Genomic DNA, 26,374 nt, shown 5'->3' on the forward strand with positions numbered 1-26,374 from the left:
ACACGACACCCGCACGTCCACCACAGGGAGACAGAAGAAATGAACCGCATCATCACCGCTCACGTCCGGACGCGCGCCGCTGTCGCGAACGCCATCGCCCGCCGGGTCGCCGGCCCGCGAGACCGTGGCGACGTCCCGGGCTGGGTCCTCGTCACGATCATGACCGCCGGACTCGTCACAGCGCTCTGGGCGATCGCGGGCCCGCAGCTGGGCGACCTCTTCAGCGACGCCATCTCGGACGTCAAGGGACCGTGAGGCCGCGAGGCCACGGCAGGGCACGGGCCCGCTCGGGGTGGCAGTTCCAGCCGCTCCAGGGTCTCGAGCGCTGGGCCGCCCGCTCATCGCGTCTTGGTGACAGGGCGCTGGCCGGTCGCACCGCCATGGCAATCCACAGGTGCGAACGCGGCTCTGCCGTAGCGGAGTTCGTCATGGTTGCGGCCTTGCTGCTGTTCGTCGCCATGGGTGTGTTCCAGCTAGGACTGGCCCTCTACGTGCGCAACACGTTGATCTCGGCGGCATCGGAGGGGGCACGATTCGGGGCACGGGCAGACGCCCAGCCGGCCGACGGGACGGCGCGCGCGGAGTCCCTCATCACCAACGCGCTTGGCAGCTCCTTCGCCCAGGACGTCAGCGCCTCGCGCTCCGTCACGGCCTCCGGGGTCCGCGTGGTCGAGGTGAGGGTGTCGGCCCCACTGCCCGTGATCGGTCCGCTCGGACCGTCCGGCTCGCTCACGGTGTCCGGTCGGGCCTTCAGCGAGGAGCAGGTGGTCGCGGGGGACCAGCCGTGATGGGAGCGGAGCTGCTGGTCAGGCGTGTCTCGCGCGGGCGACGCACCAAGGTCGCCGCCGCAGACGAGGGCCGCGCCATCCTCGAGTTCATCTTCCTCGGGGTCCTGCTCCTGCTTCCGCTCACCTACCTCGTCCTGACCGCTGCTCGTATCCAGGCCGCCTCCTTCTCCGCATCTCTCGCCGGCCGCGAGGCCGGCCGTGCCTTCGTCACGGCGCCGGACGATGGCGAGGCCTTCGGCCGGGCCCGGGCGGCTGCCTTCCTCGCGTTCGACGACTTCTCCTTCGACACGGGAGCATCGGTCGATGTCAGCTGCGACGGCACACCCTGTCTGAGGCCCGAGGGGTCCGTGACCTCCACGGCCACCATCGTGGTCCAGCTGCCCCTGGTGCCCGACTTCATCGCCGACCACGTCCAAGCCTCGGTGACGATCTCGTCGACGCACGTCGCCACCGTCGACCGCTTCGTGGCCCGATGAGCAGGTATGCCGTGTGGCTCGTCGGCAGGGGCCGCCACCTCACCACTCGTCCCGGTCTCGATCGGCGGAGCGACGCGGGGCAGATCGGCATCCTCGTCCTCGGCCTGTTCGTGCTCGTCTCACTTCTCGTCCTGGGCGCCATCGACGTCACGGCAGCCCAGCTCGCGCGGATGCGTCTGCTCGACGCGGCCGACTCCGCCGCCCTCGACGCCGCGGACGCGCTCGACGAGCGTGCCGCGTACGAGCACGGTGTCGTCGACCGGCTCTCGCTCACCGACGCGTCGGTGGCCGAGGCGGCCGCATCCCACCTCGCCCGGACCCCGCTGCCACCCGGCATCACGTCCTGGTCGGTCGTGCCGGACACCGGCGTCGCCGACGGGTCGACGGCGGTGGTCACGGTCCAGGCCACCGCGACCCTGCCCATGAGCGGCTGGGTGCTCGACTCCCTCGGCGGCAGCGTCACGATCACCGTCACGTCGCGAGCGCGCGCACCGCTCGGCTGAGGCCGGAGGCCCCGAGGTCACGCAAATCTGGCAAAAGGGTCACGCCCGTGTCGATTCCGCAATACCGTCCGTCCACGACGCCCGCGCCGCCTCAGCACGTCCAATGCCGGTGGCGCGCCCGCGTTTCAGACAGGGAGCGGTGGCGCCGTCCTGGCGGGCGGCGCCACACGCGTTGCCGCGCGGCCAACCGCCGCGACGATCGACAGGAACACAGTGCGCACCTTCACCATCACGCCGGCGACCGAGGCAGCGGCCACGTTGGCCTCCAAGGCCGCCACCAAGGCGCTGGTCGCCGCGACCGCAGCCGGCCTCGCCGTGGCGGCCCCGATCGCGACCGCGAGCTCGGCCCAGGCTCTGCCCGCGATCATGATCTACAAGGTCCAGTACGACTCACCCGGCTCCGACACCGGCAGCAACACAAGCCTCAATGCCGAGTTCGTCGTCATCAAGAACACCACACGCAGCAATCGGGTCCTCACGGGATGGACCTTGCGTGACAAGACGGGGTACACCTACAAGTTTCCCGCGTTCACGCTGAAGGCCGGAGCAGTGGTCACCATCCACACCGGACGCGGGACGGCGAGCTCGACGCACCGCTACTACAACAGGGCCTGGTACGTCTGGAACAACACCGGCGACACGGCCTACCTGCGCAACGCCTACGGCACGACCGTCGACACGTGCTCGTGGTCGCGCTCCGGCACCGCCACCTACTGCTGAGCACGCCGCCGCTCCGCGGCACACCGACCGTCGATGGCCCGCCCCAGTCACCCGGGGGGCGGGCCATCGGCCGTCTCCGGCAGTCGCATGGGCCTGTGAGCAAAACCAAGAAACACCCAACAAAGGTCAAGAAATCGTCAAAAAAGCCTCAACAATGGATAAGTCCGGTTAATTTGGACAAACAGCGCCAATACCCCTCGAGACCACTTCCCGTACCGGTGGTCTCGGCGTCTGTCCCAACAGGAACCCGCATGGAGCCACATCAGAGCTGAGCCCCCAGCAGAACCCCCACAGCAGGAGAAGGCACATGAAGCGGATCATCTTCGTCGTACTCGCAGCAGTCGGCCTCGCCCTCGCGGTGGCCGCCCCGACCCAGGCTGCCAAGCCAGCCCCGACCGCAGCGGTCGCGGCGTACTGGGGCCACTGGGTGTCCCCGGCCCTCGTCTACGACGGCACCGGCGGCAACAACTCCTACAAGGTGTCCGAGGCGGTGTCCGAGTGGCGCAAGTCCGGGTGGAACGTCTCCATGACCAGCGACTCGGCCAGGGCCAACATCAAGGTGTCCGCCGCGATGTCGACGATCGACGGTGCAGTCGGTGACGCGAGCGTCGTGTCGAGCGGCGGCGTCATCACCGCGTGCACCGTCCGCCTCGACCCGCTGTTCATGTCGCTCAACGCCGGCGAGCACCTCGCCATCCACGAGCTCGGCCACTGCGGCGGCCTGCCGCACTCGACGTCGACCAAGAGCGTCATGTACCCCTCGACCAACTCCAACACCGCCCTGACGCGTCCCACCGCCGCGGACATCCGCTGGATGGCCGGCAACTACTGACCTGACGCGCGATCTGCTCGGGGGAGCTTGCACCGCAACCACATCGGGGCCACGGCTGATGCCGTGGCCCCGATGTCGTGGCTCGATGTCGCGCCTGAATGTCGTGGCTGGATGTCCTGCCTGCGTGTGTCGCTCAGCGGCCGGTCCTCACGGCGTGAGGGCCGTGAGGTACGCGTGCTGGAAGCGGAACTGCCGCATCGTGCCGTCCTGGTACTGGTCGGATCCCGACTCGAAGTTGACGTAGACCCAGTCGCTGACCGGTCCCGCCGAGCCGCGGGGCACGTTGACGATTCCCTCGCTCATCGGCGGGATCTCGATCTGGCGTCCGTAGCTGCCCGTGCTGATCTTCTTGAACTTCAGCCTGCTGTAGCAGTGCCGGCCGTAGCTCGTGCTGAAGATGTAGTGGCCGTCGGCGACGACCGCGCCCTGCACCCGGGTCGGAGTGCTGATCGCGACCGGCGTGCCCGTGGGTGCCTGCGTCGACGACAGCTTGTAGCGCCACATCGTCGACGAGCCGGTCAGGGCGTCGCTGAACGTGCCGACGTAGAGGTAGCCACCGGCCGCCGTGTTGTACGAGCTCGCCTTGACGGCGAACGAGCCGTTCGTCTTCAGCGCGGTGTTGTGCGGCGCCAGTTCGAGTGCACGCAGCGAGAACCGGAACAGGTTCCTGTCGCCGGAGCTCGTCGACAGCAGGAGGCTGCCGCCCGCCACGGAGACGCCACCCATGTGGCCCTTGATCTCCGCGCCGCTCGAGTACTGCACGAAGACGCGCTTGACGAGCGCGCCCGTCGACCGGTTCTTCACGGCGAGCATGTTGCGACCCGGCAGCCAGGTGTCGTCGTTGAGCGACGTGATGAGCCAGTCCTTGGCCGGCCAGTAGGCCAGGCCCTGTGAGACGTAGTCGGTGTTCGTGTACGGGATCGTGGTCCCGGCGTCGAAGTTGTTGGTGAACCACGTCAGGCCCAACCGCGGCGGACACGTCACCGCCTCTGACGTGGTGGCTGTGACGACACCCATCGGCACGACGAGCCCGACGACCGCGAGCAGCCGCACGAGCGCAGCACGAATGCGCATAGCCCTGTCCTTCCCTGGAATCCCTCGAGTCCGGACGGGACGTCCGGTGCCCGCATCCTCACCCGGCAACCCGCCGTTGTCGATGGGGAGCTCTGCCCGGCAGACCCACGCGTACGCCGGCGCCGTCGTGCTGCCGTAGGCTGATCCATCGTGGCTGTTGACTTCACGCAAGAGATCAAGGACCTGCGCGCGACGATGGACTCCGTGCGCGGGGTCACCGACCTCGACGTGCTCGCCAAGACCATCGACGACCTCGAGCAGCAGGCCTCCGCCCCCGACCTCTGGGACGACCCCGACAAGGCGCAGCAGGTGACGAGCGCGCTGAGCCGCGCCAACTCCGAGCGCGACCGTGTCGTCGAGATGGACCAGCGAGTCGAGGACCTCGAGACCCTCGTCGAGATGGGCCAGGAGGAGAACGACGCCGCCACCCTCGAGGAGGCCGAGCGCGACCTCGCCAAGCTGAAGAAGGACATCGGCGAGCTCGAGGTGCGCACGCTGCTGTCGGGGGAGTACGACGAGCGCGAGGCCGTCGTCACGATCCGCTCCGGCGCCGGTGGCGTCGACGCCGCCGACTTCGCCGAGATGCTCATGCGCATGTACCTGCGCTGGGCCGAGCGTCACGGCTACCCGACCAAGGTCATGGACACCTCGTACGCCGAGGAGGCCGGCCTCAAGTCCGCCACCTTCGAGGTCAACGTTCCGTACGCGTTCGGCCACCTCTCCGTCGAGGGCGGCACGCACCGTCTCGTGCGGATCAGCCCGTTCGACAACCAGGGTCGCCGTCAGACGAGCTTCGCGGCTGTCGAGGTCATCCCGCTCATCGAGAGCGACGACTCCATCGAGATCCCCGAGAACGAGCTGAAGATCGACGTCTTCCGCTCGAGTGGCCCGGGCGGCCAGAGCGTCAACACGACCGACTCGGCCGTGCGGATGACGCACCTGCCGACCGGCATCGTCGTCTCGATGCAGAACGAGAAGTCGCAGATCCAGAACCGCGCCGCCGCCCTGCGCGTCCTCCAGTCCCGCCTGCTCCTGCAGCGCAAGGCGGAGGAGGCCGCGGTCAAGAAGGAGATGGCCGGCGACGTGAAGGCGAGCTGGGGCGACCAGATGCGCTCGTACGTGCTGAACCCGTACCAGATGGTCAAGGACCTGCGCACCGAGTTCGAGACCGGCAACCCGACCGCTGTCTTCGACGGCGACATCGACGGCTTCATCGAGGCCGGCATCCGCTGGCAGATCGCGCAGAAGCGCGCCGAGGTCTGACATCCGGACGTTCTCCGGTTTTCGACGGGCGAAGCGGGCCCGGCGCTCGTAGGGTCGCGGGGTCGGCTCCACCCGACGGTGGTCCGCGGCTTGACCGACCTCCCGGTGAGCTCCGCCCACGGTGGGTCGGCGCAACTCACGCTCCGCCCGAGAGGTTCCTCCATGCCTGCCCTCCACCGCATCCTCACGACGCTGGCCGCCGCTGTCGCCACCGCGCTCATGACCTTCGCCCCGACCGTCTCCGCCGCGGCGTCCACCCTGTCCACCACGTCCTCCACGTCCTCCACGGTCGCCGTCGCTGCCGTCAGCTCGACGTCCGTGCCGTGCAGCAGCGTGCGCCAGATCGGTGACCGGAAGGTCGTCTCCGACCTCGGCATGTCGGCCTTCACCGTGCGTCAGTTCATCGGTTGGTGCACTGACGCGAGCGGCTCAGCGTGGATGAACTTCGCCTCCGTCTACGTCTGGGACCAGTACCACGACCGCGGCTTCGCCTACCGGTCGTACGCCGGCATCGCGGTCCGCGGCGAGCCGGAGACCCGCGGCTTCACCGCGAGCGCCATCCGCCAGCAGCTGAGCTACTCGACCCCGGTCCGCACGACTGCCAGGTGCACGCAGGGGTGGGGCAAGCTGTACCGCTCGGGCGCGGAGTCGGCGCAGGGCCTCACGAGCCTCGTCTGCTGACCCAGGCGGGGATGGGTGGACCGCCACGCCGGACCTGCCGTTTTCCGGTGGTTTGACCCCTGCCCGACGTAGCCTCGTAGGCGGTCCCTGAGCGCGCCGACGTATGCCGGCACGCGCGGGCCCAGCCCAGCCGCAGTCCCGCTGATGCCCAGAACGAGTCGAGGCCCGACGCATGATCCTCTTCGAGAACGTCACGAAGACCTACCCGCGGACGACCCGTCCGGCGCTCGACGACGTCAGCCTCGAGATCCCGCGCGGCGAGTTCGCCTTCGTCGTCGGCACCTCCGGCTCCGGCAAGTCGACGATGATGCAGCTCGTCATGAAGGAGCAGGACGTCACCCGGGGTCGCATCCTCGTCGCGGGCCGGGAGCTCGACCGGCTCCCCGAGCGCAAGGTGCCGGCACTGCGCCGCGAGATCGGCTGCGTCTTCCAGGACTTCCGGCTGCTGCCCAACAAGACCGTGTTCCAGAACGTCGCCTACGCGCTGCAGGTCCTCGGCAGCAGCCGCGCCCGCATCCGCCAGACGGTTCCCGAGACGCTCGAGCTGGTGGGCCTCGCCGGCATGGAGAAGCGGATGCCGCACCAGCTGTCCGGTGGTGAGCAGCAGCGCGTTGCGATCGCGCGCGCCTTCGTGAACCGCCCCCCGATCCTGCTGGCCGACGAGCCGACGGGAAACCTCGACCCCGACACGAGCCTCGGCATCGTGCAGCTGCTCGACCGGATCAACCGCACCGGCACGACCGTCGTCATGGCGACCCACGACACCGTCACCGTCAACGCCATGCGCAAGCGCGTCATCCGCCTCGACCGCGGCGTCCTCGTCAGCGACATGGAGGCCGGCGACTACACGACGGGCAGCATCCCGCGGATCCGTCTCGACGAGGAGACGGGCTCCCCGCGCCGCGCCGACGAGCCCGAGGTGGCCGACGGCTACGACGACGCCGACCCGACGGCATACGACGAGGCCGACGAGGATGACGAGGACGACCCCGACGCCCTGCCGCCCATCGGTCGGGACGCCGACGCGCCGCGCCCGAAGGGCGGAATCTTCCGCCGGCGCAAGGCCGTCCAGACGACTGACCGCTGAGCGCGAGACGGAGCGAGACACGACATGCGATTCCAGTTCCTCCTCGGTGAGATCGGCAACGGCCTGCGACGAAACCTGTCGATGGCGGTGTCGGTCGTCATCGTCACGATGATCTCGATGTACCTCCTCGGCCTCGGCCTCATGGGCCAGCGGCAGGTCGACACGATGAAGGACTACTGGTACGACCGCGTCCAGGTCACGGTCATGCTCTGCGCCGAGAAGACGCGGTTCACCAACTGTGCCGGCGAACCGACGACCGATGCCCAGCGGACGGCGATCAAGGCGGAGCTCGAGGCGCTCAAGCCGACGGTCAAGGAGGTCTACTACGAGTCGCGCGACGAGGCGTACGAGCGGTTCAAGCAGACCTACAAGAACTCCCCGCTGGCGCGCGCGGGGGAGTCGTACTTCGCCGACTCCTACCGCGTGAACCTCAATGACCCCAACAAGTTCGACGTCGTGGCGAGCTCGATCAAGGGCATGCCGGGTGTCGCCGACGTCCAGGACCAGAAGAAGCTCCTCGAGAAGTTCTTCACCTTCATGAACACCGTCTCGTGGGCCGCCATCGCGCTGTCCTCGCTCATGGTCCTCGCTGCGGTGATGCTCATCTCGACGACGATCCGCCAGACCGCCTTCAGTCGCCGGCGCGAGACGGGAATCATGCGTCTCGTCGGCGCCTCGAACTTCACGATCCGGTTCCCGTTCGTCATGGAGACGGTCCTCGCGAGCGTCCTCGGCGCGGTGCTCGCGATGGGCATGCTGTGGGCCACCGTCCGCTACGGCGTTGTCGGGTTCCTCAGCCAGACCCTCACCGACACGGCTTTCATCGGCGTCCCGGACGTCTACCACGTCGCGCCGTTCATCGTCGTCGGGGTCGTCGTGCTGTCGAGCCTCACGTCGTGGGTCACGCTGCGCCGCTACCTGCGCGTCTGAGCGCCAGATTTCTGCAAGATTTCCCCAATCGGGAGAATCCGCGGCGGTCGTCGAGCATTCTGGTCCGGTCGCGCTCGGCGCCCCTCGCACGGGCTCGCCGGGCATCCATTACTCGAGGGAGCAGAACGTGATGATCGTGCTAAATCTCCCGCACAAGAGTGACCTGTGGTACCAATGGAACATATGTGGCTCATGAGGCGTTCTGAGAGGGGCCGGCCCGCGACCAAGCTGACGGCCGCTGGGCTCGTCATCGCCTGCTCGGTCTCCGTGGGCTCGGCGCTCGTGGCGCGGGCCGACTCGGTCTCCGACCAGAAGAAGAAGAACGACAAGAAGATCGCGCAGCTCGGGCAGCAGCTCGAGGGGACCAAGGCCTCGCTCGCCCGTGCCTACGTCAATCTCGAGCGCACCAACGCCGCGATGCCGCTCGCACAGCAGCGCGTCGTCGCAGCGCAGGGGGCACAGGCCCGTGCCGAGGCCGCGCAGGCCGCCGCCGAGGCCACCGAGGCCCGCGCCATCGCGGCCGAGGGCAAGGCCCGCGCCCACAACGAGGCCGTCGCGCAGAAGCTCGCGGTCGCCCTCGCCAACGAGCAGCGTGCCAAGGAGCAGCTTGCCAAGAGCGGGGCCGAGCTCGTCACGAGCCAGGATGCCCTCGACTCGTACGCCGCCGAGGTCTTCCAGGGCTCGGGTCAGGAGTCCCAGCTCGGCATGGTGTTCGGCTCGACCTCACCCGAGGACTTCGCCAACCGTCTCCTCATGGCCGACACCGCGAGCGCCGTCGCCAGCGACACCATCGACAAGCTTGCGGCCATGACGGCCGACAACACCTCGACCCGTTCCTACCTCACGTCGGTGCGCGGCGAGATCGCCGAGCTGAAGCGCCAAGCCGAGGCCGCGCTCAAGGCGGCCGAGGCCGCGGCTGCCGCAGCGACGCAGGCCAAGAACCAGGCCATCGTCGCCAAGAACAACGCGGTCATCGCCGCGCAGAACGCCGTCGCGGCGAAGGCGCAGCTCGACCAGCTGAAGTCCAAGCAGTCCGCCTACGCCGCTGACCTCGCCGTGCAGCGCAAGAGCGAGGCCGCGGCCCTGGGCTCGGCCCGTGCCGAGTCCTCCCGCCTCCAGGCGATCCTCGTCGAACGCGCCCGCCAGGCCCGCATCGCCGAGCAGAAGCGCCTCGCCAAGCTCCGCGCCGAGCGCGCGGCGAAGATCCGCGCCGAACGGGCCAAGGCGGCCGCCGCCAAGAAGCGCGGGCAGGTCTACGTCCCGAAGACGCCTCCACCGGTGCAGAGCGACTCGACACCGTCGAACTACCTCAGCTACCCCGCCATCGGCCCGACGACGTCGGGCTTCGGCATGCGCTGGCACCCGGTGCTGCAGAAGTGGATGCTCCACGACGGCCTCGACTGGGGCATCGCCTGCGGCACGCCGGTGTATGCCGCCGCGCCGGGTGAGGTCATCCGCGCCGGCTGGCGCGCGAGCGGTTGGGGCAACCAGATCCTCATCGACCACGGCATCCATCGCGGCATCGACCTGGTGACCAGCTACAACCACCTGTCGAGCATCGTGAAGTGGGGCGGCTCGGTCAGGCGTGGCCAGCTCATCGGGTACTCCGGCACCACCGGTTACTCGACGGGCTGCCACCTGCACTTCGGCACCTACGAGGACGGCACGCCGGTCAACCCGCGCAACTGGCTCTGACCCGCGGACGCCGACGAGCGCGCGGCCGTGCACGCCGTCGCGCAAAACCGACTCTGAGTCGAGCCGTTCTTCGGGGTAGCGTTGGTGCGCTGACCGCACGGCGCGGTCGCGCAGGCGCGAGAGGTCGCGCGTACACCCGAGTCGGAAGGACGGTCAGGTGCCCAAGGAGAAGGGGCGGTCGCTCATCGCGAGCAACCGCAAGGCCCGGCACGACTACCTCATCGAGGACACGTTCGAGGCGGGCATCGTCCTCTCCGGCACCGAGGTCAAGGCGCTGCGGATGGGACGCGCCTCACTCGTCGACGGCTTCGCCATGTTCACCGGCGACGAGCTCTACCTCGAGAACGTCCACATCCCTGAGTACCTCAACGGCACGTGGAACAACCACGCGCCGCGGCGCAAGCGCAAGCTGCTGCTCCACCGTGCCGAGCTCGAGAAGATCGCGCACAAGACCCGCGAGAGCGGGCGCACCATCGTGCCGCTGTCGCTCTACTTCAAGGACGGACGCGCGAAGGTCGAGATCGCCGTCGCGACCGGCAAGAAGGAGTACGACAAGCGCCACGCGCTGCGCGAGCGCCAGGACAGGCGCGAGGCCGACCGTGCGATGAGCGCTGCCAACCGTCGGCGCTGAAGGAGGCCGACGCCGCTGCGACACGCAGGGATCGCAGCCCGGAACCGGGCGTCCACCCGCCGCGTCCGGTGTCAGGATGCAAGGGACCAACGACGTGGAGGGACCCCGATGGGCGGATCGATCGGATCGAGCGTGATGCGCGGCCGGCGCCTGGGGGCGCTGGGACTCCTGCTCGGGGCACTGCTGCTCCTCGCCGGGGTCGTCGCCCCGGCGGGCGCACACGCGGCCGGCGACGAGGGCATGGACTCGTTCGTCGCCGTCTACGACCTCCAGCGCGACGGCAGCATGAGGGTCACCGAGACGATCACCTGGCGATTCCCGGCCGGTGAGCAGCGGCGCGGGATCTTCCGCAACATCGTCGTGCGGATGGGTTACGACGACGAGGCGGGCCGCTACCGCTACTACGACCTGACCGACGTCGCCGTGACGAGCCCGAGCGGCGCCCCGGACGCGTTCAGGGTCAGCGACAACGGTGCCGCCAAGGAGATCCGCATCGGCGACCCGGACCAGTACACGAGCGGCACGCAGGTCTACCGCGTCAGCTACACCCTCCACGACGTGCTCAACCCGATCACCGCCGACGGCACGCCGGCGACCGGTGCGCCCCCGACCGGCACAGCGCCGGCCGACACCGTCGAGCTCAACTACAACGTCTTCGGCGCCAACGAGTTCACCGAGCGCGACCGCGTCTCCGTGACGGTCAACGCGCCCGCCGCCGCGACCAAGGTCCTGTGCTTCGAGGGCGAGCAGAGGTCCGACACTCCGTGCCAGGGCTCGCCGGGCGACCCGTCGCGCTTCTCGGCGACGAGCCTGCGCCCCGGCGAGGCGATGACCGTCATCGCGTCCTACCCCGCCTCGGCCTTCGGTGACGTCCGGCCCGACGTCCGCCAGGGCGATGCGGACTCCTCTATCGGCTCCGACGCCGCGCCCGCTGCGAATGCCGCCGCCTGGGTGGGTGGCATCGGAGCCCCGGTCCTCGCGCTCGCCGTCATGGGCACGCTCGTGTGGACGCGCGGGCGCGACGAGCGCTACGCCGACCTCACGCCCGGCCTCACGCCGTCGTTCGGCACGGGCGCCCCCGGTGACGGCACCCCGGGGGCGGTCACGACCCGCTCGGGCAGCACGACGGTCGCCGTGCAGTTCGCGCCGCCACAGGGCGTTCAGCCGGGCATGGTCGGCACGATCATCGACGAGACGGCCAACCCCATCGACGTGTCGGCGACGGTGATCGACCTCGCGGTGCGCGGCTTCCTGCGCATCGAGGAGAGCGACTCCGGCGGCATGTTCAGCCGCACCGACTGGACCCTGACCCGGCTCCCGCCACCGGCGACCGAGCACCTGCTGCCCTACGAGGCTCTGCTGCTCGACGGGATCTTCTCCGGCCGGGGTGACGTCGTGCGTCTCTCGGAGCTGAAGAACACCTTCGCGAGCACGCTCAAGCGCGTCCAGTCGTCCATGTACGCCGAGGTCGTACAGCGCGGCTGGTTCCGCTCCTCGCCGCAGACCCAGCGCGGGGTGTGGCAGGGCCTGGGCCTCGTCATCGCCGTCCTCGGCGGCCTCGTGCTCTTCTACGGCCGCCCGGCCGTGAGTGCGATTCTCCGTGGAGGCTTCGGCGGGGGCGTGGCGCTCGGCGTGGGGCTCGTCGTGGCGGGTCTCATCGTGTGGTTCCTGGGCGGCCGGATGGCGGCCAAGACGGCCGACGGTTCTGCGGTGCTCGCCCAGTCCCTCGGGTTCAAGGAGTACCTCACGACCGCCGAGGCGGGGCAGATCGAGTTCGAGGAAGCGAGCAACATCTTCAGCCGCTACCTCCCGTATGCCGTCGTCTTCGGGGTCGCCGACCGGTGGGCCACGACGTTCGCCGAGGTCGCGAAGGCGGCCGAGGCTGCGAACCACCCACTGGCGATGCCGACCTGGTACGTCTGGAGCGGCAGCGCCTTCCCCGACTTCACGAGCATCGCCGACGGCGTCGACTCTTTCTCGACGACCTCGACCGGCACCTTCACGTCGACGCCGGGCTCGTCCGGCTCGTCGGGGTTCTCCGGCGGTGGCGGCTTCTCCGGCGGCGGTGGCGGCGGGTCGTCGTCCGGCTCCTGGTGACGCCGGGGATCGTGCGCAACGGGTCGCGCGACGCGCCGCAGGGGCTGCCGCTGTAGCGGCGCCCGAGCCCGGACCCGCGGACCGGGTATGCGCTGGACATGGCGAAGGCCAAGACGTCCGACCCGCTCGAGCCGTACCGGCAGAAGCGTGACTTCTCCCGCACGGCCGAGCCGGTCGGCGGAGTGCCGGCCGCGGAGGCGGACGGTCGGCGCCGGTTCGTGGTGCAGCGTCATCGGGCTCGACGGTTGCACTACGACTTCCGACTGGAGATCGACGGCGTCCTCGTCAGCTGGGCGGTGCCCAAGGGCCCGACCCTCGACCCGGACGTGCGCCGGCTGGCCGTGCACGTGGAGGACCACCCGATCGAGTACGAGTGGTTCGAGGGGATCATCCCCGGAGGGGAGTACGGCGGCGGGGACGTCATCGTGTGGGACCGCGGCACGTGGGAGCCGCACGGCACCGACGACCCCGGTCGGGCGGTCCGCGACGGCGAGCTCCACGTGGACCTGACGGGCGAACGCCTGCTGGGCCGCTTCGCGCTGGTGCGTAGTGGCCAGCCGGCGTCGGGCTCGGCCAAGGAACAGTGGCTCCTCGTGCACAAGCACGACAGGTATGCGAAGAAGGGTTGGGATCCCGAGTCCCTCGACACCTCGGTCCTGAGCGGTAGGACCAACGACGAGGTCAAGGCGGCGCCGGATGCCGTGTGGCACTCCGACGAGCCGCCGTCCGAGGCCGCGCACGCGGTGGAGGGGTCGACGGGGCGGCCGCTGTCCGACGAGGAGCTCGACGAGCTCGCCGGACTGGGCGCAGAGGGCCGCTGGAGCGTCTTCGACCGGACGCTGCGCGTCACCAACCTCGACAAGGTGCTCTTTCCGGGGCGGAACGGCGAGGCCCCGGTGACGAAGCGTGAGCTCCTCGCGTACACGGCGCGGATCGCGCCGGTGCTCTTGCCGTACCTGCGCGGCAGAGCGCTCAACCTCCATCGGTACCCGGACGGAGCGGATGCGAAAGGCTTCTGGCACAAGGAGGTTCCCGAACGTGCCCCGGCATGGCTGCCTCGCTGGGACAACCCGGACGCCGATCCGGGGGAGACTCGGACGTATCTCGTCGTGGACGAGCCCGCTGCGCTGGTCTGGGCGGCCGGGTTCGGCGCGCTCGAGTGGCACCCCTGGACGTCGCCGACGCGTGCCCCCCAGCGCCCCGACTACGCGCTCTTCGACATCGACCCGGGCCAGCGGACGTCGTGGCCCGAGATCCTGGAGCTCGCGCGCCTGCACCGCACTGCCTTCGAGCACCTCGGGGTCAGTGCCTACCCCAAGCTGACAGGACGACGTGGGCTGCAGGTGTGGGTGCCGATTCGCTCGGGTCCTGGCTTCGACGAGACGCGCGAATGGGTGGAGCGGGTGTCGAGGACCGTCGGAGCGGTCCTTCCGGACCTCGTGAGCTGGAAGTGGCAGAAGAGCCAGCGCGGCGGTCGCGCTCGTCTCGACTACACGCAGAACGCCGTGAACAAGACGCTCGTGGCTCCGTACAGTCCCCGCCCGGCTCCCGGGGCGCCGGTCTCGGCGCCGATCACGTGGGAGGAGCTCGACGACCCGGACCTGCGCCCGGACCGCTACACGATCCGGACGGTGCTCCAGCGGCTGGAGGAGCGAGGGGACGTGTTCCGCGGCGTGCTTGCCCACGACCAGGTCCTGCCGCGCGTCACGTGAGCCACCCGTCGGTCGTGTCGCCTACCGTTGCAGAGTGGTGCCGACGCGGTCGTGCGCGGGCGAGGTGACCCGCGCGGACGCCAGCGCGAGCAGGGCTCCCACGCCGGCCACGACGCCACACAGGGGCCAGAGCAGACCCGGCTGGGCGGCATACACGATCCCGCCGAGCGGCGCCGACAGCATCGTGCCGCTCGTGGCGGCACCGGTGTAGAGGCCCTGGTACTGCCCGACGAGGTGTGCCGGGGCGGCGTCGAGGACGTATGCCGTCGCCGTCGTCTTGTAGAGGATCTCGCCGGCGGTGAGGACGACCATGGCCACGACCGCGGAGACCGCGACGCCCAGCCACGTCAGGCCGAAGACGACGAACCCGACTGCCACGAGGGCATATCCGGTCGCGATGATCGGGATGGCTGGTCGGTGGCGCAACCACAGGGCAACCGGGATCTCGAGCGTGAGGATCAGGCCGGACCCGATCGCGACCAACGCCGTGTAGAGGGCGAGGGGCTGACCGTGGTCGCGCAGGTGGAGCGGCAGGGTCGAGTAGAGCTGCCGGTAGACGACGTCGACGAGGACGACGCCGGGCAGGAGCAGCCACAGCGACCGGTCCGCCCGGACCGCACGCCAGAGGCCTGCGGGGGCGTCGGGCTCACGGGCGACCGGCGCCTCGTCGGGCAGGAAGCGTGACGTGACGTGGCGCAGCGCGAGCGTCAGGACGCCGTCGACGACGAAGAGCGTGTCGTAGCCGTGCGTCGCGAGCAGGGCCCCGATCGGCGGGCCGATGACGAAGCCGGCGTTCGAGGCGGCACGGCTCACCGCGACAGACGACCGGCGCGAGCCCGACGGCACGGCGAGCGCCGCGAGGGCGCCCTGGCTCAGTGAGGCGACGGCGCCGAGGTAGCCGGTGAAGGGCATGGTCACAGCCAGCAACCAGACCGGCTGCCAGGGGATCAGCATCGTGAGGACGCCGACGACGCTCGCGGTGAGGAGCAGCACGCGCCGGTGGCCGTGCCGGTCGCCGAAGCGCCCGCCGGTGACGTTGCCGAGCAGAGCGCCGACTCCGTTCGACCCGGCGATGACGCCCGCCGGCACGACGTCGAGCCCGCGCGGACCCGTGAGGTAGAGGACGAGGAAGAGCATGAGGAACGAGCTCGCCGAGCTGACGAACCGACCCGCGGCCAGCACCCAGACGACTCGGGGCAGGTCTCTCAGATCTCGCACTCCGCCATCACACCACAGTCAGTCTCTTTTTGAAACTCAGTTACGATGAACGAATGACGAGGCGGCCGGCCCGTGCCGACGACCCCTGCGGCATCGCGCAGGCCGTCGGGGTCCTGGGCGACCCGTGGAGCCTGCTCGTGCTGCGGGGCGTCGCGGGGGGGCGCACCCGGTTCGACCAGCTCGTCGCCGAGACCGGCATCTCGCGCAAGGTCCTGACCCAACGGCTCGAGGCGCTCGTGGCCGACCGACTGCTCGAGCGCCGTGCCTACTCCGACCGGCCGCGGCGGCACGAGTACGTCCTCACCGACCTCGGCCGCGGAGCGCTGCCGGTGCTCAGTGCCCTCCAGGAGTTCGGCGACACCTGGTTGCTCGGCGATGGGCTGCCGAGAGCCGGTGCCGACGCAGACTCCAACGAGGTGGCCCGCGTGAGAGCCCTTGTCGGAGAGACGATTCCGCAGCTGCACGGCCTCGACCCCGTCACCGACCGCCCGCTCACGGTCGTGTACTGCTACCCCGGCAACGCGTTCCCGGGCGCGGATGAGGTCCCGGGCGGTGTGGGCTGCACCCTCGAGTCGTGCACCTACCGCGACCGGCTCGGCGAGTTCGCGGACCTCGGCGCGGGCGTCGTCGGGGTCTCGACGCAGCGTCCCAGTGAGCAGAGCGCCTTCGCCGAGGCGAACGGCATCCGCTTCCCGCTCGCCTCCGACGCCGACCTCGAGCTGACGACCGCGCTCCGCCTGCCGACGTTCCGGGTGGGGGGCACGACGCGGCTCAAGCGACAGACGCTCGTCGTCGACCGCGACCGGGTCGTGCGCGCCACGCTCTTCCCGATCCCCGACGTCACGGGCTCGGTCGACGACGCCCTCCGGGTCGTCCGCGGGATCGTCTCACGCCCGGGCAGGTCCCCCGGCTGAGCGAGCGAGACGGCCCGGTCAACGCTCCGGCACGCGCGGGGCCGGCACGGGCGCAGGGGCCGGTGTGAGCACGACGAACGACGCCGAGTCCACGGCGGTCCGCTGGACGGCCGGCCCACGCCCTGGGCCGGGCTCCGGCGCTAGGAACGTCGTGAGGAGCGTCATGACGACGACGATCGTCACGGCCGCCACCGTGGTGATGAGGATCCACCCGACCGTCGTGTGGCCATGATGTGGCGTGCCACCGGGTGACACCGGCGGCCCGATCGGTCCTGCGTGTTGGGCCATGAGGCACCTGCTCTGACTGCCCCGACGACAGAAAGCCTAGCGACGCGGTGGTGCCACCACAGGAGAACCCGGCGTATGCCGCCGCGCGGGCGCGCGGCCTACGTGGGCAGTGTCGTGCCGGATCGCTGTTCAGCCGATGACGACGAGCAGGTCGCCGCCCTCGACCTGCTGGTGCGTGCCGATGGCGACGCGCGAGACCGTGCCTCCCGTGGCGCTCGTGATGTTGGCCTCCATCTTCATCGCCTCGATCGTCGCGACGACCCCGCCGGCCTCGACCGTGTCGCCCTCGGCGACGGCGAGGGTCACCACGCCCGCGAACGGGGCCGCGACGTGGCCGGCCGCGCCCGGGTCGGCCTTTTCAGCGGATTTCACGTCTGCCTCGACCGAGCGGTCACGGACCTGGATCGGGCGGAACTGGCCGTTGAGGGTGCACATGACGGTCCGCATGCCCTTGGAGTCGGCCTCGCCGACCGACTGGACGCCGATGAGCAGCCGCTTGCCCTGCTCGATCTCGACCTCGTACTCCTCGCCCTGCTCGAGGCCGTGGAGGAACTCGACCGTGCCGAGCACCGACAGGTCGCCGTAGGACTCGCGTGAGCTCTCGAACTCCTTCGTCGGGCCCGGGAAGAGCAGCTGGTTGAGAGTCCGGCGGGGCTCCTCGACGAGGGCCTGCTCCTGCCCGGGCGTCAGCTCCGTGAGGCGCGGCCTGGACTGGCGACCGGCGAGCGCCTTGGTGCGGAACGGCTCGGGCCAGCCACCGGGCGGGTCGCCCAGCTCACCGTTGAGGAACCCGATGACCGAGTCGGGGATGTCGTACCTCTGCGGGTCGTGCTCGAAGTCCTCCGGGTCGGCGCCGGCCCCCACGAGCGCAAGGGCGAGGTCGCCGACGACCTTCGAGCTCGGCGTCACCTTGACGACGTTGCCGAGGATGCGGTTGGCCGCGGCGTACATGTCCTCGATGGCCTCGAAGCGGTCACCGAGGCCGAGGGCGATTGCCTGCTGGCGCAGGTTGCTCAGCTGGCCACCGGGGATCTCGTGGAAGTAGACGCGGCCGGTGGGGGAGTCGAGGCCCGACTCGAAAGGCTTGTAGAGGTGGCGCACGGCCTCCCAGTACGGCTCGAGCGCGAAGACGTTGCCGATGTCGAGCCCGGTCGGGCGCTCGGTGTCGTCCGTCGCGGCGACGAGGGCCGAGAGGGAGGGCTGGCTCGTCGTGCCGGCCATCGTCGCCGTCGCGGCGTCGACGGCGTCGACCCCCGCGCCGATGGCGGCGAGCAGCGTGCCGATCTGACCGCCCGCGGTGTCGTGGGTGTGCAGGTGCACCGGCAGGTCGAACCGCTCGCGCAGCGCGGTGACGAGACGGGCTGCGGCCGGCGCGCGGAGCAGCCCGGCCATGTCCTTGATCGCGAGGACGTGCGCGCCGGTGCCGACGATCTGCTCGGCGAGGCGCAGATAGTAGTCGAGCGTGTACAGCTTCTCGCCGGGCGACATGAGGTTGCCGGTGTAGCAGAGCGCGACCTCGGCGACGGCCGTGTTGGTCTCGAGCACGGCCTCCACCGCCGGGCGCATCTGGGACACGTCGTTCAGCGAGTCGAAGATGCGGAAGATGTCGAGACCGGTCTGGGCGGCCTCGCGCACGAAGGCGTCGGTGACGGCGGTCGGGTAGGGCGTGTAGCCGACGGTGTTGCGGCCGCGGAGCAGCATCTGGAGCGGGATGTTCGGCATCGCCTCGCGCAGGGCCGCAAGGCGCTCCCACGGGTCCTCGGCGAGGAAGCGGAGAGCGACGTCGTAGGTCGCCCCGCCCCAGGCCTCCATGGAGAGCAGCTGGGGTGTCAGGTGCGACACGTGCCTGGCGACGTGGAGCAGGTCTCGGGTGCGCATCCGCGTCGCAAGGAGCGACTGGTGCGCGTCGCGGAACGTCGTGTCGGTGACCGCGACCTCGCTCTGCGCCCGCAGCGAGCGGGCGAAGCCCGCGGGGCCCTGCGCGAGGAGACGGTCGCGCGCACCTTCGGGCACGGCGGCGTTCGGCAGGGCGGGCAGCTTGGAGCGCGGCCGTACGCGCGTCGTGACCGGTCCGTTCGGCTGGTTGACGGTGATGTCGGCGAGGTACGTCAGCAGCTTCGTCGCGCGGTCGGCGCTGACCCGGGCCGAGAGCAGCTCGGGTCGCTCGTCGATGAACGACGTCGTGGCGAGGCCCTGCTGGAAGACGGGGTCGGCGAGCACCGCCTCGAGGAAGGGGATGTTCGTCGAGACGCCGCGGATGCGGAACTCCGCCAGGGCGCGCTGGGCTCGACGCACCGCGATCGGGAACGTCATGCCCCGGCAGGTGAGCTTGACGAGCATCGAGTCGAAGTGGGCGCTGATCTCGGCGCCGACGAAGACCGTGCCGCCATCGAGCCGCACGCCGCTGCCGCCCGCCGACCGGTAGACGGTGATCGTGCCGGCGTCCGGGCGGAACCCGTTGGCGGGGTCCTCGGTCGTGATCCGGCACTGCATGGCGAAGCCCTTGGTGCGGATGTCCTCCTGCCGCAGGCCCATCGACGCGAACGTGTCACCCGACGCGATCTGCATCTGGGTGACCACGAGGTCGATGTCGGTGACCTCCTCGGTCACCGTGTGCTCGACCTGGATGCGGGGGTTCATCTCGATGAAGACGTAGCGGCCGTCCTCGCCGAGGAGGAACTCGACGGTGCCGGCGTTGACGTAGCCGATCGAGCGCGCGAACGCGACGGCGTCGGCGCACATGCGCTCTCGGATCTCGGTGTCGAGGTTGGGCGCCGGCGCGATCTCGACGACCTTCTGGTGGCGCCGCTGGAGCGAGCAGTCACGCTCGAAGAGGTGGACCACCTCGCCGGTGCGGTCGGCGAGCACCTGGACCTCGATGTGCCGTGGGTTGACCACAGCCTCCTCGAGGTAGAGCGTCGGGTCGCCGAATGCCGACTCGGCCTCGCGCTGGGCGGCCTCGAGGGCCTCGCGGAGGGCCTCCTTGGTCTCGACGCGGCGCATGCCGCGGCCGCCACCGCCGCTGACCGCCTTGACGAAGACGGGGAAGCCGATCGCGTCGGCCGCGGCCTCGAGTGCGTCGAGGTCGGTGCCGGGCTCGGAGCCCTGCAGCGTCGGCAGGCCCGCGTCGCGGGCGGCCGCGATGGCGCGCGCCTTGTTGCCGGTGAGGTGGAGCACGGAGGCGGGCGGGCCGATGAACGTGATGCCGGCGGCGTCGCACGCCTCGGCGAGGAGCGGGTTCTCCGAGAGGAAGCCGTAGCCGGGGTAGATCGCGTCGGCGCCGGCAGCGACGGCCTGCGCGACGATCGCCTCGTGGTCGAGGTAGGCGCGGACCGGGTGACCCGGCTCGCCGATCTGATAGGCCTCGTCGGCCTTGAGGCGGTGCTCGCTCTTGCGGTCCTCGTAGGGGAACACGGCGACCGTGCGGGCGCCGAGCTCGGTCGCGGCCCGGAAGGCTCGGACGGCGATCTCGCCTCGGTTGGCGACGAGAACCTTGCGGAACATCGGACCTCCAGGGTGCGGGGGCGACTGCGTGCGCGGTCGTGCTCGGCGTCGGCGTCGGCGTCGACCACCGGGGGCAGCCTAGTGGCGGGCTCGCACACGCCGGGCTCGGTGTCCCGATCCCGGACGCACTCGACGGGAATGGCTTGGACCGCTGGAGCGTTGCTCCTGCATACTGATGGCTCCACCTCGGTGGACCGCAGGATGACAACTCAACAGCGTGACGTGGACACCCCCATGGGGGTGATCGGTTTCGACGGTGGTCGACACACCAGGGGAAGCGGGTCGAGGATGCAGGGTTATCTCGTTAACGCTCCTTGCAAAACAATAGGTGCCAACTCCAAGCGCACCGACTTCGCCCTCGCCGCCTGAGCGAGCCTCGAAGTCCGTCAGCCTGAGCTAGTTCCCGACTCAGTGCCTGGCGTCAGCTAGGGGACTTGCTGCGCAGTCATGTTGAGGGGCTGCGCGGGACTCTTACTCAACTGGGCCTGTCAGGGGACGTGTGCGTGCGAGCCCTGGGGCCGAGAAAAGCCGTAGCGCACTGCACCCGGAGAAGCCCTGGTTTCTCGTCATCGGACGCGGGTTCAATTCCCGCCACCTCCACCACTTCGTGGTGGCCACGTCACGCTGTCGTCGTCAGCAGGAGGGCGTCCCGTTCGCGGGGCGCCCTCCTCGCGTATGCCGTACGACGGATGTTCGTGTCGCTGACCGGGCGCGTCGCGCTAGGTTCGGCGCGTGACAGCGACGGTTCGAGTGGTCGAGGCCGGCGCCGACTTCGGGGCGTGGCCCGCCGTGCTGCGGCTCATCCGTGATGCCTTCGCCTCGATGGACGGGGTCATCGACCCGCCGTCGTCGGCGCACCGCCTCACGCCGGAGTCCCTGGCCGACAGGGCCAGGGTCGAGATGTGCCTGCTCGCCCTCGACGGCGAGCGGCTCGTCGGCTGCTGCTTCGTGCGCCGCGAGAGCGAGGCGCTCTACCTCGGCAAGCTCGCCGTCGACGAGACGGTCCGCGGTCGTGGCGTCGGGCGAGCCCTGCTCGCGTCCGTCGAGGAGCGGGCCCGCGCGCTCGGCGTGAGCCGGCTGCGCCTGGAGACCCGGGTCGAGCTCGTCGGCAACCACGCGACGTTCGGGGCCTGGGGGTTCGTGCGGACGGCCGTCAACAGCCACGAGGGCTACGCGCGCCCGACCTCGGTGGAGATGACGAAGCACCTGCCCGTGTGAGACGGGCAGGTGCTTCGTGGTCCGGACGGGTCAGGCCTGCTCGGAGGGAGTGGAGCCGGCACCAGCTGCCTCGGCGGCCATCTGCTCCTTGATCGGAGCCATGTCGAGCGCCTTGACCTGCTCGATGACGTCCTGCAGCGCCGACTGCGGCAGGGCGCCCGGCTGGGCGAAGACGAGCACGCCCTCCTTGAACGCCATGAGCGTCGGGATCGAGGTGATGTTGGCAGCCGACGCGAGCGCCTGCTCGGCCTCGGTGTCGACCTTGCCGAACACGATGCCGTCGTTCTCGCCCTTGCTCGACGCGGCGTCGTAGACCGGGGCGAACTGGCGGCACGGGCCGCACCAGGAGGCCCAGAAGTCGACCAGGACGATGTCGTTGTCGAGAACGGTCTTCTCGAAGGACTGCGCGGTCAGGTCAGTGGTAGCCATGTCTCTCCCAACGGATCGGGCGCTGCAGCTATTCCGGTCACGGGGTGCGTGCCGCCTCCCGGCCGGCACGACGCGCGCCCCTCAGATCAGCTCCCAGGTCACCGTGACGCTCGCGCCGAGGTCCAGGTCGCCACCCTCGACCGGCATGCCGCCGGCGGAGTCCGCGGCCATCGCCATCATCTTCATCCGGCGTCCCTCGAGCGGCACCGCACCGGCCTCGGCCACCCCGAGGACCGAACCCAGCTCCGCGCCGGAGAGCGCGGCATACTGCTGCGCCTTGTCCCGGGCGTCGGCGAACGCCGCGTCGCGCGCCCGGCGCAGCCCGCCCGAGCGGTCGGAGACGTCGAGACGCACGGAGTCGACGAGCAGCGCGTTGCCGACGGCCCCGGCGGCGGCCGCGAGGATCTCGCCGACCGACTGCAGTCGGCGCACCGTCACGGCGAGCCGCTGCTGCGCGGTGAAGCCGACGGCAACCCCGGTGTTGTCCCAACGCTGGCTGACGCCGGCGTCGAGGGTGCGGATGTCGGCGTCGGCGACGCCGTGGTCGCGCGCGACGGCCCCCACCTTCGTGATGACCTCCGTGGCCCCGGCAAGGGCGGCGGCCACGTCGTCGGCGTCGTGACCCACCCGCAGATCGAGGCGCACGACGTCTGGCGAGACCGGGGCCCGACCGCTGCCGTTGACGGTCACCGTGCGCTTTGCCATGGGTTTCCTCTCGTCGTGGCCCCGGACGCACCGTCGGGGCCTCGTCGCAACCTACCTAGACTGCCGTGTCATGACGAGCCTTCGAGAGCGCGCCGGCGGCCGCGCAGCCGGGTTCGCCGTGCTGGCGGTCGTGGTGCAGCTGCTCGTCCTCTACTGGCCTGCCGTCACCGTCGACGTGCCCGTGAGCTGGACCGACAAGGTCGTCCACCTGGTCGTGTTCGCCGTGCCCACGTATGCCGTGGCGCGTGCGCTCGGGTCCGTGCGGGCTGCGGTCCTCGTCTTCACGCTGCACGCTCCTATGAGCGAGCTCGCGCAGCACTTCCTGCTGCCGGGACGCTCCGGAGACGCGTGGGACGTCCTGTTCGACCTCACGGGCGTGGTGCTCGGGGCAGCGGCCTTCATGGTCGGAGCACGCCTTCGCCGCTGGTAGGCTAGGGGCCATCCGACTCCGAGGTCTCCTCGGATCACGACGGGGGAGATGGCGCCGGTGATGCCCGGTGGGCAGGCTCCTCCGACGAGGTGACACCCCACCGGAAGCCCGTGCCAGAAGGCGTGGCCCGGCACCGACGCGGAGCGGATCCGATCACCGGACGGCACAGATGCCGGGCACCGGTACACATGGGGCGCCACCGTTGCGCCTGAGGCTCGTCTGCATGGTCGTGTTTGTGACTCACGGCTCGAGGCGAAGTCTGCTCGAGTCAAGAGAGTTGAATACGTATGCCCAAGCACACCTCCTCCGGCGCGCCCAAGAAGGCCCGCTGGACCACCGAGAAGAAGTCGGCGGCCGCCAAGAAGCCGCACCGCGGCCAGAAGCCCGGCGCCGCCGGCAAGAGCTCGCGCCCCGCCTCGTCGAGCACGGCCCACGTCGGTGGCCGAGAGTGGCGCGCCCCGCGCGACGAGCACCGCTCGTTCGACCGCCGTGATGACCGCCGTGACGACCGCCGTGACGACCGTGGTGACCGTGGCTTCCAGCGCCGTGACGACCGCCCGTCGTTCGACCGTCGCGATGACCGCGGTGGCGACCGGAGTGGCTTCCAGCGGCGTGACGACCGTGGTGACCGTGGCTACCAGCGCCGTGACGACCGCCCGTCGTTCGACCGTCGCGATGACCGCGGTAGCTACCAGCGTCGCGATGACCGCCCCTCGTTCGAGCGCCGTGACGACCGTGGTGACCGTGGTGACCGTGGCTTCCAGCGCCGTGACGACCGCCCGTCGTTCGACCGTCGCGAGGACCGCGGTGGCGACCGGGGTGGCTTCCAGCGTCGCGAGGACCGTGGTGACCGTGGCTTCCAGCGCCGTGAGGACCGCCCGTCGTTCGACCGTCGCGAGGACCGCGGTGACCGTGGCTTCCAGCGCCGTGACGACCGCCCGTCGTTCGACCGTCGCGAGGACCGCGGTGGCGACCGCGGTGGCTTCCAGCGCCGTGACGACCGCGGTGATCGTGGCTTCCAGCGCCGTGACGAGCGTCGCTCGTTCGACCGTCCCCGCTTCGACCGGGACGCCGACCGCGCTCCCGTGAGCTTCGAGGACGCCGAGGCCGAGCGCATGGACGCCGACAACTGGACCAAGGCCACCCGCGCCGACGTGTCCGACGGCCCCGTCGAGGTCGCGGCCGACAACGGCTTCGCGGCCCTCGGCCTGCCTGAGCGCATCGTCGAGCGCCTTGCCCGTGAGGGCATCACCTCGCCGTTCCCGATCCAGACCGCGACGATCCCCGACGCCCTCGCGGGCAAGGACGTCCTCGGCCGCGGCCAGACCGGCTCCGGCAAGACGCTGGCGTTCGGCCTTCCGGTCATCACGCGTCTGCTCGAGGCCCAGGCCCCGCGCAACCCGCGGCGTCCGCACGCGTTGATCCTCACGCCGACGCGCGAGCTCGCGATGCAGATCTCCGACGCGCTCGAGCCGCTCGTGCACGTCGTCGGGCTGCGGCACAAGCTCGTCGCCGGAGGCCTCAGCTACACGACGCAGATCAACGCGCTGAACAAGGGCGTCGACATCCTCATCGCGACGCCGGGCCGCCTCAACGACCTGCTCGAGCGCGGCGCCGTCGAGATGGACGACATCGCGATCACGGTCCTCGACGAGGCCGACCACATGGCCGAGATGGGCTTCATGGCCGAGATCACGACGACCCTCGACCGGATCCCCGCCGACGGCCAGCGCCTGCTGTTCTCGGCGACGCTCGACCGCGGCATCGACGCCCTCGTCGAGAAGTACCTCACCGATCCCGTGACCCACTCCACGAACGACGCCACCGCGTCGGTCGAGGGGATGGACCACCACGTGCTCCTCATCGACCCGCAGCACAAGAAGGTCATCACCGCGGAGGTCGCCAACCGCGACGGTCGCACCGTCGTCTTCTGCCGCACCAAGCTCGGCGCCGACCGCATCGCCCTGCAGCTGCGAGAGCAGGGCGTCATGGCGGCCGCGCTCCACGGCGGCCTCAACCAGGGTGCGCGCAACCGCGTCCTCGGCGCGTTCCGTGACGGCACGCTGCCGGTCCTCGTCGCCACCGACGTCGCCGCACGCGGCATCCACGTCGACGACGTGTCGGTCGTGCTGCAGGTCGACCCGCCGGCCGACCACAAGGACTACCTGCACCGCTCGGGCCGCACGGCCCGCGCGGGTGACAAGGGCACCGTGGTGACCCTCGCTCTGCCGCACCAGCGCCGCACCATGGAGCGCCAGCTCAAGGACGCCGGCCTCGACATCGCGCCCGTCAAGGCCTCGCCGGGAGACGCGATCATCGCGGCCACCGGCGCCGTGGCCCCGACCGGCGTGCCGATCGCGGAGGACGACTTCCAGCGCCTCATCGCCGGCCCGAAGCAGCACCGTCGCGGCCCGGCCGGCGCGCGTGGCCCGCGCCAGGGTTCGCGCGGCGGGTTCCGCCCCCACCACGGTGGCGGTGGCGACGACCGTCGCGACGACCGTCGTGGACGCCGCAACGACCGAGGCGACGGCCTCGTGTCCCGTTGGGGCGACGACGAGCGCGGGGCGCGCCGGGGCGCTCGCTTCTGAGACGATGCCGGTGTGGAAGGCTGGGCCCCGTGAGCTCGACGTTCCACACCGGCCGCCTCCTCGTGGCGACTCCGTCTGTCGGGGGCGACGTGTTCCACCGGTCCGTCATCCTCCTGCTCCATCACGATGACGGCGGTGCCCAGGGTGTCGTGCTCAACAAGCCCCTGTCGGCCGAGGTGGACTCGGTCCTGCCGGGCTGGCAGCGCGTCGTGACCGCACCGCACGTCCTCTTCCAGGGCGGGCCGGTGTCGACGTCGTCGGCGCTCGGCATCGTCACGGTGCCGGGCGACGAACCCGAGCCGCTCGGGGTCAAGCGCCTCTTCGGCTCGATCGGCCTCGTGGACCTCGACGTGCCGACGCCCGTCGTGGCTGCCGAGCTCGCCGGCCTGCGGATCTTCGCCGGCTACTCCGGCTGGGAGTCCGGCCAGCTGGAGAACGAGATCCGGCGCGGCGACTGGTACGTCGTGGATGCCGAGGTGCGCGACGCGTTCACCCCCGAGCCCGAGCGTCTCTGGCACCAGGTGCTGCGCCGCCAGCGGGACAGCCTCGCCTACGTCGCGAACTTCCCCGACGACCCGTCGATGAACTGAC

At 70.5% G+C, this 26,374-nt stretch carries 25 protein-coding genes and 1 other RNA gene; 20 read left to right on the forward strand and 6 right to left on the reverse strand.

The genetic code is table 11. The features are described 5' to 3' along the window. Positions 1-39 precede the first annotated feature (39 nt). The 6 genes from H9I49_RS15790 to H9I49_RS15815 all read left to right on the forward strand — a co-directional run bounded on the left by H9I49_RS15790 (position 40) and on the right by H9I49_RS15815 (position 3,319). A complete protein-coding gene (locus tag H9I49_RS15790) occupies positions 40-255 on the forward strand; it encodes a hypothetical protein (protein ID WP_188031357.1) in 216 nt (71 codons plus the stop codon). Positions 256-380: 125 nt separating this feature from the next. Beyond that, entirely contained in the window at positions 381-788 is a 408-nt protein-coding gene (locus tag H9I49_RS15795; RefSeq protein ID WP_188031358.1) for a TadE/TadG family type IV pilus assembly protein, read from the forward strand. After that, a complete protein-coding gene (locus H9I49_RS15800) occupies positions 788-1,264 on the forward strand; it encodes a pilus assembly protein (RefSeq protein WP_255524059.1) in 477 nt (158 codons plus the stop codon). The genes H9I49_RS15795 and H9I49_RS15800 overlap by 1 nt, the downstream gene beginning before the upstream one ends. Further along, on the forward strand, positions 1,261-1,767 hold the full coding sequence (locus H9I49_RS15805; RefSeq protein WP_188031359.1) for a pilus assembly protein TadG-related protein: 507 nt from the start codon (positions 1,261-1,263) through the stop codon (positions 1,765-1,767). The genes H9I49_RS15800 and H9I49_RS15805 overlap by 4 nt, the downstream gene beginning before the upstream one ends. A 213-nt stretch (positions 1,768-1,980) precedes the next feature. Then, positions 1,981-2,487 carry a lamin tail domain-containing protein gene (locus tag H9I49_RS15810; protein ID WP_370587603.1) on the forward strand — a complete coding sequence of 169 codons (507 nt, stop codon included), beginning with the start codon at positions 1,981-1,983 and terminating at the stop codon, positions 2,485-2,487. A 307-nt stretch (positions 2,488-2,794) separates the two neighbouring features. Continuing rightward, positions 2,795-3,319: a M57 family metalloprotease gene (locus H9I49_RS15815; RefSeq protein WP_188031360.1), complete on the forward strand. Its 525-nt coding sequence runs from the start codon at positions 2,795-2,797 to the stop codon at positions 3,317-3,319. 147 nt (positions 3,320-3,466) lie between these two features. On the opposite strand, the gene H9I49_RS15820 is transcribed toward H9I49_RS15815, so the two are convergent. Continuing rightward, positions 3,467-4,393 carry a hypothetical protein gene (locus H9I49_RS15820; protein ID WP_188031361.1) on the reverse strand — a complete coding sequence of 309 codons (927 nt, stop codon included), beginning with the start codon at positions 4,391-4,393 and terminating at the stop codon, positions 3,467-3,469. A gap of 150 nt (positions 4,394-4,543) precedes the next feature. Here H9I49_RS15820 and prfB point away from each other — a divergent pair, with 150 nt between their 5' ends. From prfB to ligD, 8 genes are all read left to right on the forward strand, one after another. Further along, a complete protein-coding gene (gene prfB / locus H9I49_RS15825) occupies positions 4,544-5,656 on the forward strand; it encodes a peptide chain release factor 2 (RefSeq protein ID WP_188031362.1) in 1,113 nt (370 codons plus the stop codon). Positions 5,657-5,818: 162 nt separating this feature from the next. Continuing rightward, positions 5,819-6,337: a hypothetical protein gene (locus H9I49_RS15830; protein ID WP_188031363.1), complete on the forward strand. Its 519-nt coding sequence runs from the start codon at positions 5,819-5,821 to the stop codon at positions 6,335-6,337. A 172-nt stretch (positions 6,338-6,509) separates the two neighbouring features. Beyond that, positions 6,510-7,424, forward strand: coding sequence for a cell division ATP-binding protein FtsE (gene ftsE / locus H9I49_RS15835; RefSeq protein WP_188031364.1), 915 nt, complete (start codon positions 6,510-6,512; stop codon positions 7,422-7,424). A gap of 24 nt (positions 7,425-7,448) precedes the next feature. Next, positions 7,449-8,354: a permease-like cell division protein FtsX gene (ftsX, locus tag H9I49_RS15840; protein ID WP_188031365.1), complete on the forward strand. Its 906-nt coding sequence runs from the start codon at positions 7,449-7,451 to the stop codon at positions 8,352-8,354. Between the two features lie 192 nt (positions 8,355-8,546). Further along, complete coding sequence (locus tag H9I49_RS15845; protein ID WP_255524023.1) at positions 8,547-10,049, forward strand: M23 family metallopeptidase; 1,503 nt, start codon at positions 8,547-8,549, stop codon at positions 10,047-10,049. Positions 10,050-10,206: 157 nt separating this feature from the next. Further along, positions 10,207-10,680 (forward strand): SsrA-binding protein SmpB, encoded by a 474-nt coding sequence (gene smpB / locus H9I49_RS15850; RefSeq protein WP_188031367.1) that lies wholly within the window; start codon positions 10,207-10,209, stop codon positions 10,678-10,680. A 108-nt stretch (positions 10,681-10,788) separates the two neighbouring features. Next, the gene (locus tag H9I49_RS15855) at positions 10,789-12,777 is read left to right on the forward strand and encodes a DUF2207 domain-containing protein (RefSeq protein ID WP_188031368.1); all 1,989 of its coding nucleotides are present in this window, start codon (positions 10,789-10,791) and stop codon (positions 12,775-12,777) included. Between the two features lie 98 nt (positions 12,778-12,875). Then, the gene (ligD, locus tag H9I49_RS15860; protein WP_188031369.1) at positions 12,876-14,489 is read left to right on the forward strand and encodes a non-homologous end-joining DNA ligase; all 1,614 of its coding nucleotides are present in this window, start codon (positions 12,876-12,878) and stop codon (positions 14,487-14,489) included. A 21-nt stretch (positions 14,490-14,510) separates the two neighbouring features. On the opposite strand, the gene H9I49_RS15865 is transcribed toward ligD, so the two are convergent. Beyond that, on the reverse strand, positions 14,511-15,707 hold the full coding sequence (locus H9I49_RS15865) for an MFS transporter (RefSeq protein ID WP_188031370.1): 1,197 nt from the start codon (positions 15,705-15,707) through the stop codon (positions 14,511-14,513). A 53-nt stretch (positions 15,708-15,760) separates the two neighbouring features. Here H9I49_RS15865 and H9I49_RS15870 point away from each other — a divergent pair, with 53 nt between their 5' ends. After that, a complete protein-coding gene (locus tag H9I49_RS15870; RefSeq protein ID WP_188031371.1) occupies positions 15,761-16,621 on the forward strand; it encodes a winged helix-turn-helix transcriptional regulator in 861 nt (286 codons plus the stop codon). 18 nt (positions 16,622-16,639) lie between these two features. Here the strand turns inward: H9I49_RS15870 and H9I49_RS15875 are convergent, their stop codons facing one another. Beyond that, positions 16,640-16,909, reverse strand: coding sequence for a hypothetical protein (locus H9I49_RS15875; RefSeq protein WP_188031372.1), 270 nt, complete (start codon positions 16,907-16,909; stop codon positions 16,640-16,642). A 129-nt stretch (positions 16,910-17,038) separates the two neighbouring features. Beyond that, positions 17,039-20,413, reverse strand: coding sequence for a pyruvate carboxylase (locus H9I49_RS15880; protein WP_188031373.1), 3,375 nt, complete (start codon positions 20,411-20,413; stop codon positions 17,039-17,041). Between the two features lie 236 nt (positions 20,414-20,649). Here H9I49_RS15880 and ssrA point away from each other — a divergent pair. Together ssrA and H9I49_RS15890 are read left to right on the forward strand one after the other, a co-directional pair. Further along, positions 20,650-21,016, forward strand: a transfer-messenger RNA (tmRNA) gene (gene ssrA / locus H9I49_RS15885). A 129-nt stretch (positions 21,017-21,145) separates the two neighbouring features. Further along, complete coding sequence (locus H9I49_RS15890) at positions 21,146-21,631, forward strand: GNAT family N-acetyltransferase (protein WP_223128803.1); 486 nt, start codon at positions 21,146-21,148, stop codon at positions 21,629-21,631. Between the two features lie 30 nt (positions 21,632-21,661). Here the strand turns inward: H9I49_RS15890 and trxA are convergent, their stop codons facing one another. Together trxA and H9I49_RS15900 are read right to left on the reverse strand one after the other, a co-directional pair. After that, on the reverse strand, positions 21,662-22,060 hold the full coding sequence (gene trxA, locus H9I49_RS15895) for a thioredoxin (RefSeq protein ID WP_188031374.1): 399 nt from the start codon (positions 22,058-22,060) through the stop codon (positions 21,662-21,664). Between the two features lie 81 nt (positions 22,061-22,141). Then, entirely contained in the window at positions 22,142-22,765 is a 624-nt protein-coding gene (locus H9I49_RS15900) for an SIMPL domain-containing protein (RefSeq protein ID WP_188031375.1), read from the reverse strand. A 70-nt stretch (positions 22,766-22,835) separates the two neighbouring features. On the opposite strand from H9I49_RS15900, the gene H9I49_RS15905 reads away from it, so the two are divergent. From H9I49_RS15905 to H9I49_RS15915, 3 genes are all read left to right on the forward strand, one after another. Next, entirely contained in the window at positions 22,836-23,195 is a 360-nt protein-coding gene (locus H9I49_RS15905; RefSeq protein WP_188031376.1) for a VanZ family protein, read from the forward strand. A 287-nt stretch (positions 23,196-23,482) separates the two neighbouring features. Continuing rightward, positions 23,483-25,783, forward strand: a complete 2,301-nt coding sequence (locus H9I49_RS15910; protein WP_188031377.1) for a DEAD/DEAH box helicase — start codon at positions 23,483-23,485, stop codon at positions 25,781-25,783. Positions 25,784-25,812: 29 nt separating this feature from the next. Continuing rightward, positions 25,813-26,373, forward strand: coding sequence for a YqgE/AlgH family protein (locus tag H9I49_RS15915; RefSeq protein ID WP_188031378.1), 561 nt, complete (start codon positions 25,813-25,815; stop codon positions 26,371-26,373). Position 26,374 lies beyond the last annotated feature (1 nt).

Origin of the sequence: Terrabacter sp. MAHUQ-38 (assembly GCF_014518425.1) — a bacterium.
GTDB lineage: Bacteria > Actinomycetota > Actinomycetes > Actinomycetales > Dermatophilaceae > Terrabacter.